Raw genomic sequence first — 13,321 nt, 5'->3', positions numbered from 1 at the left:
ATAACCATTTCTCCTATAAAATTTAAAGTTTAATCTAAAGATTAATTTGTGAACGCATACATTATATTATAACTTTATATGTATGGTCTATAGTTAATGAAATAAATCATATTAACCTTTTTACTACTTTATCATTTTTTGCATGATAAAATAAATAAAAAAACACAAGGGAATTATTCTTATGAAAAATAAAATATTTTTTGGTTCAGCTTTAGTAGCATTTTGTAGTTTAGCATTTTATATGACAAATATTAATCGTATAAAAATGACTAAGATTGAAGTCTATAATGGCAATACTACTAAAGTAACTCAACATAAGCAAAGTAAAAAATCTGTCAATAAGGCTCCAGCACCTAAAAAAAGTGTTAAAAAAACTGTGAAGAAAAAAACTACTTCTAAATTAACAATTGCTTCTGGAAGCAATAAAAAGATTGTCAAGGATATCAAAAAGCAGTTAGCTGACCAAGATGAGAATTATCAAGTTAGCTTTTTGGATTTAGATAAGCCTAATGACTTTGCTAGGGTGGCTAATAACAATAAGGCAAGTTTACAGGCAAAAAGCAGCTTAAAATTTTATCTCTTACTGGCTTATGAAAACGCAGTAAAATCTAAAAAAATAATTGCTAATTATTCTTATAAAATAAAATCTAGTGATCAACTAAAGTCTAAGGATAAGATGCTCCAGACAGGATTGCAATATAGCTATACTTATATTAGAGATATGATGATAAATCAGGATAGTGATGTAGCTGCAAATATTCTCTTAAATAAAATTGGACGCAAGCAAGTTAATAAAGTAGCTAAAAAATTTGGAGCAACTAATACTGAAATTACTGGTAAATTTGGTAGCAAGAATATTGGTCAAACTAGTGCTTATGATATGACTAAGGTTATGAAATCTCTTTATCAAGGGAAAGTTTTAGGCGTTATGCATGATACTAGAATAATCGGCTATTTAATTGGATCAAAGAATAAAAAACTAACTGCCAAAATATCAGGCAGGTCTTATAGCATTAGTGGACCTAGTGGTGGTGTAGCATTAGTAGAAGTCAATGGTAAAAATTATGCTCTGGCCTGCATCAATGAGAAAGCAGACTTTAATTATGAATCTTTAGGTGAGGCTGTTAATAGTGCAGTCCACAAGCGATAAAGAATAAGCGAAAGTAAAAAATAATTTTAACATGGAACTTTATTTCTGAATGCTTAGTTGTCGAGAATTTGGTAATAAAGTTTTATTTTTTTATCAAAAATCTACAGATTGTAGATTGTAATCTACACCATTTGATGATATAGTATCTAGGTATAGAAAAATCGAGGTGAGGACCATAACTAAACATAGAATTTTAGATAAAGATAAGGTTATTGCCAAAGCAACCGAAATAATTAATAATGAGGGACTAAGTGCACTGACAATGCCGCACTTAGCCCAAGAATTAAATATTCGTTCGCAATCACTTTATCACTATGTCGCTAATCGCCAAGAGTTGCTCTCGCTAGTCTGTGTTAAGAGATTGCAAGTTCTGCGTCAACAATTATTACAAGAGATAGTTGGATTATCTGGTCGCGAGGCTATGTTTGCCTTTGCAGATGAGATTAGAAATTTTCTTTTGAATGACCACGCAATGTCGAGTATTTTTTACAATATAGATGAGATTGGGAACAATTCAGGGGTTAAGCAAGAGGTGCACCAAATTGTAAAATTAGGTGAAAAGCTCGATGTTGATAACAAAAACATCGTTTCTTTACATGGATTATTGGCGGCTGTATTGGGATATGTCTTCTTAGATAGGTCACACATGTTTGAACATGAAACTGAGAAGCAATCAAATGATAATTATCACCAATTACTTCTTAGACTGGTCGCACCTAAAGAAAAGGTTAGTTAAGGAAAGTTATTAGAGAAAGGATTAGCTCGATGAAGAATTTCATCAAGAACCATGTAGGCTCATTAATAGCATGGTTGGCAATTTTAATAATTGCTGTAGTGACACTACCAAATGTAAATGCATTAACACGTGCACATTCGGATATCACACTTCCTAAAAATGTTGAAAGTTCAATCGCCACTAATATTCAAAATAAGTGGGGTCATAATCAAGATAATACTTATGAAGCTGGGATTGTCTTTAATAAGAAGAATGGCAAGCTTACAAGTGAGGATAAATCTGAAATTAATAATACGATTCAATACCTCCAAGACAATAAAAAGAGCTTAGGTATTAAGTCTATGATGACCCCTAATGATAATGAAGCTGCTAAAAAGCAATTAATTTCTAAAGATAAGACGACAGAAATAGTTCAATTAAATATTGATAAGAACCATTCAACTGTGTCAGCTACTAATAAAGCGTTAATAAAAGCAGCTAAAACTAAGGGGCTAAGGACTTATGTCACTGGTGTTAAGATTCTGGAAGACAGTTTTTCAGAAGAAGTACAGGAAGGTATTAAGAAAACCGAAGCAATTACAGTAATCTTTATTTTTATTGTTTTAGTTTTAGTATTCCGTTCACCAATTGTGCCATTAATTTCGTTATTAACTGTAGGAATTTCATTCTTAGTATCATTCTCCTTAGTTACTAACTTAGTGGAACATGCTAACTTCCCATTTTCTAACTTTACTCAGGTATTTATGGTTATTGTCCTATTTGGTATTGGGACAGACTATAATATCCTGTTGTATGATAAGTTTAAGGAAAACTTGGGCGCTGATATGGGGCGCTATGAGGCAGCTAAAGATGCCCGCAAAAAGGCAGGACGCACAATCTTATTCTCTGGTTCGTCAATTTTGATTGGTTTTACTGCCCTTGGCTTAGCTAAATTCTCAATTTATAAGTCAGCTGTTGGTGTTGCTGTTGGTGTCGCTGTCTTGTTACTAGTTCTTTTAACCCTAAATCCATTCTTTATGGCTACTTTAGGTGAAAAAATGTTCTGGCCAGTTAAAGAATTTAACGGCAAATCATCTTCCAAACTTTGGGGCTGGTTATCTAAGAGTACTTTGAAGTACCCACTGATCTTTTTAGCTGTAGCTGCCATCATCACAGTTCCAATTATGTTGCAATATTCTAATCATCTAAATTATGATGATGCAGATGAGCTAAGGGATTCTGAACCTGCTAAAGCTGGTTTATTAGTTATTCAAGATCACTTCACTAAGGGAACAGCAGAATATTCGACCCTGTATATTAAGAACAACAAAAAACTTGATAATGAAAAGTATCTCAAAGAAATTGATGCTCTTACTAAGAAAATCAAAAAAGATAAAGATGTATCTAGCGTAATGTCAATTACGCAGCCTGCTGGTAAGAAGGTCAGTGACCTTTACCTTTATAATCAACTTAAGACAGTTAATAGCGGTCTATCTAGCGCAAAAAAAGGTTTAAATAAATTATCTAAGGGTTCTGAACAACTAACTACAGGATTAGGTCAATTAAGTGATGGTACTGAACAATTAAGCAGTGGCTTAAGTACTATGAATGACCAATTAAGTGAGCAAATGTCTGGTAGCTCTAGTCAATTGGCTCAACTTCAAAGTGGCTTGCCACAAATTAACAACGGTATTCAACAAATTAATAGTGGACTTCAAAATGCCCAAATGCCAAATACAGCAAGTATTGCTGGTAATTTGAATAATGTTGGAACTCAAGCTCAAAATATTGGTAATAATTTAACATCTGCTGGTAATAACTTAAGAAATATTCAAGCTGCTAGTTCAAGTTCAAATATGGATACCACGCAAATTATGTCCCAATATCAAAATGCTGCTAGCCAGGCAAGATTAACTACTGCTCAGCAAGCTGCAATGGGTAAGGTAATGCAACAAACCTTGCAAGGAGTTAAGTCTAAGGTTAATAGTCAACAAATAGCAGCTGGTCGACAATTGCAACAAGTCGCTAACAACTTACAAGCTGCGGGCTTAGCAGATCGTTCACTTGCTGGATCCATGACTAGTGTAGCTTCAAGTATGCAAGGACTTCAAAGTAGTATGGGACAACTATCTACTTTAAGAAGCTCAGTCAATGAATTAGCGACTGCTTCTAATGTTGCCTTACCAGGGGCAGCAAGTGCCATTACACAATTACAAGGTGGATTAACTCAAGTACAGAGTGCTATAGGTCAAGCTATGCCTGCAGCAGATAAGTTAAATTCTGGTGCTAAGCAACTTTATTCTCAAGCTCCTGAATTAACTAAAGGTATGAATAAGGTCAATAAGGGACTAGGCAAGATTGAAGATTATACTAATCCATTAAGTAAGTCGGCTGCTGCAGATACTTTTTATATTCCAACTCAAGTACTGAAGTCAGCTACTTTTAAGCCAGCTATTGATAACTATCTAAGCCAAGATAAAAAAGCTACTAAGATTATGATTATCTTTAAGGGTAATCCAAGTTCATTGAAAATGGCTAAAAAAGCCAATGAAATTAATAAGATGGCTAAGATGTCACTTCAAGGAACTAATTTAGATAAGGCAACCGTAGCAATGGGTGGTCAATCTGAAAAAATTTATGATACACAAAGTATTGCTAGCCAAGACTTCTTAAGAACAGCTACTATCATGCTAGTTGGTATCGGAATCGCCTTGATTATTATTACCCGTTCAGTATTACAGCCTGTATTTATCTTAGGTACTTTATTAATCGCTTACTTCACATCCTTATCAATAACTGAATTAGTAGTAAAAGACATTATGCATCGTTCAATGTTAACTTGGAATACGCCGTTCTTTAGCTTCATTATGTTAGTAGCACTTGGTGTAGACTATAGTATCTTCTTGATGATGCGATATCGTGAAGAAGGAATTGAAGATAGCAATATGACAGCTAGTGAAAGAATCCTAAAGGCATGTATTGCAATTGGTGTCGTAGTCATTTCTGCTGCAATTATCTTAGGTGGTACATTTGCTGCATTGATGCCATCGGGTGTTCCAACTTTGATTGAGGTTGCCTTAGCGGTGATCTTTGGTTTATTATTACTAATCTTCTTAATTCCGATAAATATGTCAGCAGCAATGAAAATTACTTATGAAGGACTTAACTTTAATTGGCTTAAAAAGAAAAGTACTTCTAAGTAAGCTAAATGAATAATTTTAAAAGGTTCGTAGTTTTTGGCTGCGAACTTTTTTGCTTATTGGGTTAATTTGTTAGAAAATAATACTAAGTATGAATGGATTTTTGTTTAGTCTACGAAAGAATTGATATGAAAAAGAAATTTAAAAAAACAATTTTAGTAGTTATAGGCTTAGGATTTGCTTTTATCTTAATAGCTTTACTATATCGAGATTATCGTCCAGAAGTTAATCTCTTATTACATCCTACTGATAATACCCAGGAAAAGTTACTAATACTTATTAGACAACACGAACTTAGGGATAGTATATTCTTGCTAGGTCTGATAGCGATCCTAAATGCGATTCCTGGCTTGTCTAACTCTTTAATATGTATCTTGGCAGGATTATGTTACGGGCCTTGGATAGGCTTTTTAATTAATTGGATTGGTAATATTATAGGCAACAGTATAATTCTTTCATTAATTGAAAAAATTGATTTTTCTCATCGCTTTAAAGAAAATAAAATTTTGAAATTTCTTTTGCAACAAAACAATCCCTTATTAGGTTTAAGTATCGGTTTCATGATTCCGTTTATACCAAGTGTATTAGTTAATTACGCTTGTGCTAATATGAAGTTAAGTATAAAGAAGTATCTTCCAATAGTATTATTTGGAATGTTACCAACTTCATACTTATATGCCTTTGGTGGGGATGCAATATTTAAAGGAGATATGAGCAGAATTATCGGGGTAGTAATTGTAATTTTAGTATTATTTGTAATGGCAATTTTTTTAGTAAATCTAGCAAGTAAAGAGCATCATCAAGTAAATTAATAATTGAATGTTGAGGAAGAAATATGAAGTGTCCTAATTGCGATCAAGTCATAAACGAAAATGATGAAAAGTGCCCACATTGTGGCTTTAATTTAAAAGTATCTCAAGAAAATTCTATTAATAATGGTCCAAACCCAACCCGGCAGACTGGTACTAGGATGTCTAGAAGAGCAGCCCATGAAAAGGACCTCCATGAGAATTCTAACAGTACAGTAGAGGCTATGATTACTTGGATACGTGTCAATGCGACTATTGTCTTTTTAATAGGCGTGGCATTGTTGATATTGATGAGTTTTTCAAGACCTTTAGCTTGGTTTAGTTTCTTTGCTTTAATGGTATGGCTATTTATAATTTGTAATAAAAATAAACAACCCCAGCAATATACTGCAGATGCACGCTTAACCGAAGAAGTAAATAGGGTTAGCTCCAATGTAGTTAATTCACTTGAGCAAGGTGAAAATAAACTCAAAGTTCAAAAAAAGCGCCTAGATGCCAAACGAGGAATACAACGAGATAGTGAATCTATTGAAGTAAGACCTAAGAGGACAGCTGCTCAATTTGGAGTGATATTGATGGCGGCTTTCAATTTAATAACGGTCTTTTTTGGTCCATTTGCATCTAACGCTATGCTAGGGTATAGAGAATTATCAACTTCTAAGGTATTATTGAATCTTGGTGGACTTGGAGGTAAGTACGCTTTAATTGGGTATGGACTATGGCTGGTATTTACTCTAATTCCTATTGCAATTATTGTCATCACGATAAAAAATAAAAAGTATAATCGACAAATAGTCTTTACCTTAGCCATAGTTGAAACGATTATTTTATTTATTTGCGTTTTTGAATTAGTTTTTCTTAATGCTGGTAAATCAATTGGAATAACTAACAGTAATGTAATAAGTGATGCAAAAATTCAGCAAGTGCTAGCTAATGTAGTTTCTTTCGGTATTTCAGCGTATTTATTATTCATTTCTAGTATCTTAACCACTATAATCGCAAGTAAAAATCTGAATACACAAAAATAAGGAGTCGGCTCATATGAGTCAACTCCTTTTTACGTACTGAATAAAATTTTATTTAGAAACGTCAATTACCAAGTGTTCATTAACAAAGGCCATAATGCCTAGTTCGCTTAATTCACGACCATATCCAGATTTCTGAACCCCACCAAATGGCAATTCTGCAGCGGTAATCCAGCGTCCGTTAATCACTGTCATTCCAGTTTCAATTTGACTGGCGACTCTCGCAGCCCTATCAGGATTAGAAGAGATTACGCTAGAACCCAATCCATAGCTTGAATCGTTAGCTAATTTAATGGCTTCAGCTTCATCCTTTACTTTATAAACCTCAGCAACAGGACCAAATAATTCATCATCAAAGATTGGATTATCCTTATTAATATCAGTCAAGATAATAGGTCTAAAGAAGGCAGCCTTGTTATCAATTTCTGGGTATTGGTAGTAGACTTTAGCACCACCAGCAAGTGCTTGGTCAACTTGTTTAGCTAGTTTTTCTTTAGCTTTTTGAGAATTTAATGGGGCTAAGGTAGTGTCGTCTTTCAATGGATCTCCAGGCTTTAGATTAGAGAAGATCTCCTTTAAATCTTCTAAAACTTCATCGTAACGACTTTCAACTACAATGATCCGCTTGGAAGATGTACATACTTGGCCAGCATTATAAGTACGAGCATCAGAGAGAACATCTTTTAAGGTTTTAGCATCAGCATCATCTAAAACTATAAATGGATCATTGCCGCCTAATTCCATTGTCGACTTCTTAAGATTTTTGCCTGCGGCTTCAGCCACGCTCCTGCCGCCACGCTCTGATCCAGTTAAGGCTACACCTTGTACACGTGTATCAGCAATTACTTGATTAATTTGATCGTAAGATAAGAATAAGTTAATCAAGCTTCCCTTAGGAGTACCGGCTTCTGAGATAATTTTTTCAGCTAAAGCAGCTGATCCAGGTACATTATGAGCATGCTTTAAGATGATAGGATTACCTACAATAAAGTTAGGTGCAAAAACTCTAATAATTTGATAGAGTGGGAAGTTCCAAGGCTCACATGCCATTACTACACCAGTAGCTTGCTTGAGGTAGTAAGCCTTGCCAAGTGAGGATTCAATTGGTTGTGGCTTGAGCATCTCAGGGCCTTTTTCAGCATAATATCTACAAATCGAAATACATAGGTCAACTTCTTCAAGCGATTCGCTTAAGAGCTTTCCCATTTCTAAGGTCATGATTTTAGCCATTTCTTGACGATTTGCCTCAAAGCTGTCAGCAACTTTAGCTAGTAATTTAGCTCTTTCACTAATGTCTTGGTTGCGCCAGTTAAGATAGAGTTCATGGGTTGTTTTTAAAGCTTGCTCAATTTGCTCATCTGTAGCATTATCATATGTTTTAAAAACTTCATTGGTATAAGGATTAACGGATTCATATTTTGACATTAAAAATCACCTCTCACAATTCTATGAGTTCATTGTAAAGCGCTTTCTTAATTGAAAGCAAATATTTAGTTTGTGATAGTAATAACTTGGTCTGTTAAGCCTTATCTTGTCTTTTAATTGTTTGATAGAGAAAGTCCAGTGATTCATCTAGGTAATCTTGAGCATAATCCATTGCATGACCTGTACCCTTAATTACTAAGAGTTCAACTTCATGATTTTGACTAGCTAAAAATTGAATAAAATCTAAAACACTAGCCAGAGGTGTTAACTCATCTGCAGAATTTATCATCTTTAGCTGCTTTAGATTGGAAAAGTCAAAGTTACTTGCGTCGATTTTTTCTAGTAAACTGTTATCTTCACTGCCAATATAGGCTAGAGTGAAATATTTATAAAAGGCTTCTCTTATTTGGTGTGGATCAGATAAGCCTAATTCGTTAGCACCATCTTTAGAAGGGATGGTATTGGCGTGGTTTTTAATCCAATTAGAGAACTCTAATGGAGCTGACCAGGTAACAGTTGGGAAACCATATTTTCCAGCTAAGTACAAGGCCATATTGCCACCAACACTAGCTCCGATTTGAACAATATTTTTTATATCATCTTCATCGGTATATCGAGAATTTAGCAGCCAATGAATAAAGTCATCACTGTCTTGATGAGCGCATGGAAAGAGATATTTTGGAGCTAGGCGGTAGTCTGGAATTAAGGTCATAAAACCAGCATTGGCTAAGTGAATACCTATTTTTTTGAGATCGTCTTTACTGCCACGGAACCAGCCGCCACCATGCCAAAAAATTAAAATTTTAGTCTTAGAGCTGGTATCATTAGGAAAATAGATATCAGTTTTTAAATTTTTGCTTTGATCATATACAATGTCTTTTTTTATTAAAACCATAATTAAACCTCGAAAAATCTAATCTACTACTATTACTAATTATAATTTAAAGTTACTAAAATTAACTTGATGAAGTTCGTAAATTGTAATAATAATTTGTATAATATTTTTAACTATGACTGTTCGAAGGAGGAGTGATGTATGACTGCTAAAACTAGCCGAAAATTAATAAATATTTTAACTATTGTGTCAACTATTATCATTATTTTACTTACGATTTATTGGTATAGGCTGGGTATCTTTGATAGTCAGGCTAAAATGAGGGCATACTTAGCTAACAAGCAAATTATTGGACCGGTTGTTTTTATTCTGATTCAAATTGTGCAAGTTGTTATTCCAATTATTCCAGGTGGAATTTCTTTATTAGGTGGGGTAGTATTCTTCGGCCCGGTGTGGGGATTTATCTATAATTATGTTGGTATATGTATTGGTTCGATTATCATCTTCTTTTTGGCGAGATATTACGGTAAGCCGTTTATTTTGCATTTAGTTTCTGAAGAAACTTATCAAAAATATATGAAATGGACCAAAAACCAACGAAAATATAATTGGTTTTTTGCTTTATGTATTATTGCCCCCGCTGCACCTGATGATGTTCTATGTATGATCTCAGGCTTAACTGAGATGAAATTTTCAACATATTTATTGATTATTATTCTAGGTAAACCATGGACAATTGCGGCTTATAGCTTCGGCTTAATGTATGGTGCTAAGTGGGTAATGAATTTATTAGGTAAATAATGTTAATAGGGAAGAGAATTTACTTACGGAAGATAGAAATAGGTGACGCTCCGGCTTTATTTAAGTGGGGTAAGGATCCGATTTATCATAAAATGGCAGGCTATAGTGGTTATTCCTCACTTGAAAAAGCACGTCAAGGTGCCGAAATTTATAGTAAACGACCGTATAGCTATGCCATAGTCTTAAAAGAAAATATGCAAACAATTGGATTGGTAGAACTATATGAGCGAGGCACAGATGTAGAAGCTGGACTGCTTTTTACTAAGTCTATTGGCTTTATGTTGGATAAAAGTTATTGGCACCAAGGCTATATGTTTGAGGCATTAACTATTATTTTGAATTATGCTTTTAGTGATTTAAGACAGAACCAAATTTGGGCAGGAACCTTTTCATCAAATGAAGCTTCACAAAACTTGCTAAAAAAATTAGGTTTTAGATACGTTTATACAGTTGATTATGATGGGGTTTCGGAGCTTTTAAATTATAAAGAAAAATTTTTTGTATTAACACCACAAGACTGGCGTGTTATAATGCAACTAAACACGAAATCCTAAGACAGCTTCAGAGAGCCTACGGTTGGTGTGAGTAGGTGAACGTCATTTCCAGATTTCAAAATGTGGGTAGGTAATTCTACACGGTTGGCGCCGTTACTGCTTTAGAGAGTGGTTTTATAACCGAAGATGGGTGGTACCGCGAACCGTGAGCTGATTCGTCCCAATATTGGGATGAATCAGTTTTTTTATTTTTAGGAGGAAAAAATGCTCGATATTAAAGTTATCCGCGAAAACCTTGATTGGTCAAAAGAAAAGTTAGCAACTAGAGGAATCAAGCCAGAAGAACTTGATGAATTAGTCGCAATTGATAAGAAGCGTCGTGAAGCTTTGACTAAGAGTGAAACTTTAAAACAAAAGCGTAATGAAGTTTCTGATCAAATTGCCCAAGCTAAGCGCAACAAAGAAGATGCTAGCGATGCAATTGCTGCAATGCGTGAAGTTGGTAAAGAAATTAAGGATTTAGATAGTGAAGTTAATGAATTAACTGAAAAGCAAAATTATATCTTACTTCGCCTACCTAACTTCCCTGCAGATTCTGACCCAATCGGTCCAGATGAAAGTTACAATGAAGAAGTTCGTAAGTGGGAGGAGCCAACTAAGTTTACCTTTAAGCCAAAAGCTCACTGGGATATTGGTACTGATTTAAATATTCTAGACTGGGATACTGCTGCTAAAGTTTCAGGTGCACGTTTTGTTTACTATAAGGGTGCAGGCGCAATGCTAGAGCGTGCTGTCTTTAATTTCTTCTTAGATGAAAATATTAAAGATGGATACACTGAAATGATTACCCCTTACATGGTAAATCGCGATTCTATGCAAGGTACAGGTCAATTCCCTAAGTTTACTGAAGATGTATATACTATTGTTGACAATGATGATCCAACTAAACCTTTGGATTTAACTTTAATTCCAACTGCTGAAGTTCCTTTGGTAAATTATTTCCGTGGTAAGATTTTGGATAATAAGCAATTACCAATCAATGTGACTGCATTATCTCCAGCTTTCAGAAGTGAGGCTGGATCTGCTGGTCGCGATACCCGTGGCTTAATCAGAATGCACGAATTCAGAAAAGTTGAAATGGTCAAGATTGTTGATGAAGAAAGTTCATGGGATGAATTGGAAAAATTAACCCATAATGCGGAACATTTATTACAAAAATTAAACTTACCATACCATGTAGTAGCCTTATCAACAGGGGATGCTAGCTTTACAAGTGCTAAAACTTACGATCTAGAAGTTTGGATGCCAGCTCAAGATAAGTATCGTGAGATTTCCAGCTGTTCTAACTGTACCGACTTCCAAGCACGTCGTGCTCAAATTCGTTATAGAGATGAAGATGGTAAGCTTCACTTAGCACATACTTTAAATGGTTCTGGTCTTGCTGTAGGTAGAACTGTGGCAGCTATTTTAGAAAATTACCAAAATGAAGATGGTAGTGTTACTGTTCCTGAAGTATTACGTCCCTACATGCATGGCATGGAAGTTATTACTAAACAACCAAAACTTGGTGAATAATTAATTAGTCAAAATAAAATATTTATACTAAAATCTTCCTATGTAGTAGGAGGATTTTTTATTTATGGAGAAAAAAGATTCATTATTAAAAGATATCTTGCAAGTAGTAGTGATTGTTGTAGCTATCTGGGCTGTATTCGGCATAGTATTTAAATTCTTTTTGAGTAATGATACTGTTTCAGGTACTTCGATGCAGCCGACATTTGAATCAGGTGATCGAGTTATTGCACTAAGAAACTCTAAGCTGCAGAGAGGCGATATTGTAATTTTAAAGGCGCCAGATGAACCAGGTGCTTTATATATTAAAAGAGTTATCGGGACGCCAGGCGATAGTTTAAAATATCAAAATGATAAACTCTACATTAATGGCAAGGAAGTTAAAGAACCATATTTAACCAAGGGTAAAAAAGAGTTTAATTCAAAAGGACAACTTTATACTGAGAACTTTTCATTACAATCAAAGCATTTAGGTAAGTCTGTTCCTAAAGATTCTTATTTTGTTATGGGTGATCATCGTAATGTTTCTAAAGATAGTCGATACTTTGGCTACGTTAAGAAATCTGCAATTATTGGCAAGGTTATTTGGCGTTATTGGCCATTGAACAGTATGAAGACGTTTTAGTTATAATTATCTTTCTTCGTTTGAAGAAAGATTTTTATTTTAGGGGGGAAATTATGCTTTTTAGGAAGAAAAAATATGAAACTTATGGTGAAGGTGGTCTTTATGAAGGAGTAAAAACGGCTAGTACTAGTAAAATTAATTGTCGAAAGGGATGTAGAATTCATATTTCGCAAGATAAAAATCAAAAGTTAAAAATTGAGATAATCAATAACGGAAAAATTACAAAACAATTATGTGTGGAAGGAGACAAGTGGATTAGAATAAACGGTAGTGGTGAATATTGGGTTAGGGCATTTAATAACGCAACAAATGAGCTTAAGGCAGGACTATCAATCAGAAGTATAGATTAAATTTATTATTTTTATAAAAAAGGTGTTGACTAAGAGAAGATAATCATGTAAAGTATTATTCGTTGCTTATGACAAGTGACTAAGAAGTAAAATTTCTTCTTGCATAAGTTAATAAGTAATGTTAGACTAATAAAGTTGTCATTAGACAGCGCAACAATTTATCAAAAAACATCTTGACAAAGATGACGAGATATGATAAATTAAATAAGTCGTTTATCGACTTTCGTACCTTGAAAACTGAACAAAGTTTCGCAAAGTGTGCGGGGTGAGTAACCCCAAACGAAAGCGAAGTCAATTCGCAAGCAATAAATTTGAGATAA

General features: G+C 34.3%; 12 protein-coding genes. 10 read left to right on the top strand and 2 right to left on the bottom strand.

The features are described 5' to 3' along the window. Window positions 1-181 precede the first annotated feature (181 nt). From J2Z60_RS06040 to J2Z60_RS06020, 5 genes are all read left to right on the top strand, one after another. Window positions 182-1,150, top strand: a complete 969-nt coding sequence (locus J2Z60_RS06040) for a serine hydrolase (protein WP_209686790.1) — start codon at window positions 182-184, stop codon at window positions 1,148-1,150. A 175-nt stretch (window positions 1,151-1,325) separates the two neighbouring features. Further along, the gene (locus J2Z60_RS06035) at window positions 1,326-1,886 is read left to right on the top strand and encodes a TetR/AcrR family transcriptional regulator (RefSeq protein ID WP_209686927.1); all 561 of its coding nucleotides are present in this window, start codon (window positions 1,326-1,328) and stop codon (window positions 1,884-1,886) included. A gap of 29 nt (window positions 1,887-1,915) precedes the next feature. Further along, window positions 1,916-5,068 (top strand): MMPL family transporter, encoded by a 3,153-nt coding sequence (locus J2Z60_RS06030; RefSeq protein ID WP_209686788.1) that lies wholly within the window; start codon window positions 1,916-1,918, stop codon window positions 5,066-5,068. Window positions 5,069-5,193: 125 nt separating this feature from the next. Beyond that, the gene (locus tag J2Z60_RS06025) at window positions 5,194-5,877 is read left to right on the top strand and encodes a TVP38/TMEM64 family protein (protein ID WP_209686787.1); all 684 of its coding nucleotides are present in this window, start codon (window positions 5,194-5,196) and stop codon (window positions 5,875-5,877) included. A gap of 23 nt (window positions 5,878-5,900) precedes the next feature. Further along, window positions 5,901-6,902 (top strand): zinc ribbon domain-containing protein, encoded by a 1,002-nt coding sequence (locus J2Z60_RS06020; RefSeq protein WP_209686786.1) that lies wholly within the window; start codon window positions 5,901-5,903, stop codon window positions 6,900-6,902. Window positions 6,903-6,950: 48 nt separating this feature from the next. Here J2Z60_RS06020 and J2Z60_RS06015 read toward each other — a convergent pair whose 3' ends face one another. Further along, window positions 6,951-8,324 carry an NAD-dependent succinate-semialdehyde dehydrogenase gene (locus tag J2Z60_RS06015; protein ID WP_209686785.1) on the bottom strand — a complete coding sequence of 458 codons (1,374 nt, stop codon included), beginning with the start codon at window positions 8,322-8,324 and terminating at the stop codon, window positions 6,951-6,953. 94 nt (window positions 8,325-8,418) lie between these two features. Beyond that, the gene (locus J2Z60_RS06010) at window positions 8,419-9,219 is read right to left on the bottom strand and encodes an alpha/beta hydrolase (protein WP_209686784.1); all 801 of its coding nucleotides are present in this window, start codon (window positions 9,217-9,219) and stop codon (window positions 8,419-8,421) included. 141 nt (window positions 9,220-9,360) lie between these two features. On the opposite strand from J2Z60_RS06010, the gene J2Z60_RS06005 reads away from it, so the two are divergent. The 5 genes from J2Z60_RS06005 (at window position 9,361) to J2Z60_RS05985 (ending at window position 13,001) form a co-directional block, all read left to right on the top strand. Continuing rightward, the gene (locus tag J2Z60_RS06005) at window positions 9,361-9,960 is read left to right on the top strand and encodes a TVP38/TMEM64 family protein (protein WP_209686783.1); all 600 of its coding nucleotides are present in this window, start codon (window positions 9,361-9,363) and stop codon (window positions 9,958-9,960) included. Beyond that, a complete protein-coding gene (locus tag J2Z60_RS06000; RefSeq protein WP_209686782.1) occupies window positions 9,960-10,514 on the top strand; it encodes a GNAT family N-acetyltransferase in 555 nt (184 codons plus the stop codon). The genes J2Z60_RS06005 and J2Z60_RS06000 overlap by 1 nt, the downstream gene beginning before the upstream one ends. A gap of 204 nt (window positions 10,515-10,718) precedes the next feature. Next, window positions 10,719-12,029 carry a serine--tRNA ligase gene (serS, locus tag J2Z60_RS05995; RefSeq protein ID WP_209686781.1) on the top strand — a complete coding sequence of 437 codons (1,311 nt, stop codon included), beginning with the start codon at window positions 10,719-10,721 and terminating at the stop codon, window positions 12,027-12,029. A gap of 64 nt (window positions 12,030-12,093) precedes the next feature. After that, complete coding sequence (lepB, locus tag J2Z60_RS05990) at window positions 12,094-12,651, top strand: signal peptidase I (protein ID WP_209686780.1); 558 nt, start codon at window positions 12,094-12,096, stop codon at window positions 12,649-12,651. 53 nt (window positions 12,652-12,704) lie between these two features. Continuing rightward, window positions 12,705-13,001: a hypothetical protein gene (locus J2Z60_RS05985; protein ID WP_209686779.1), complete on the top strand. Its 297-nt coding sequence runs from the start codon at window positions 12,705-12,707 to the stop codon at window positions 12,999-13,001. Window positions 13,002-13,321: the final 320 nt, after the last annotated feature.

Origin of the sequence: Lactobacillus colini (assembly GCF_017874575.1) — a bacterium.
Lineage (GTDB): Bacteria > Bacillota > Bacilli > Lactobacillales > Lactobacillaceae > Lactobacillus > Lactobacillus colini.
This window is presented reverse-complemented; position numbering and strand designations above follow the sequence as displayed.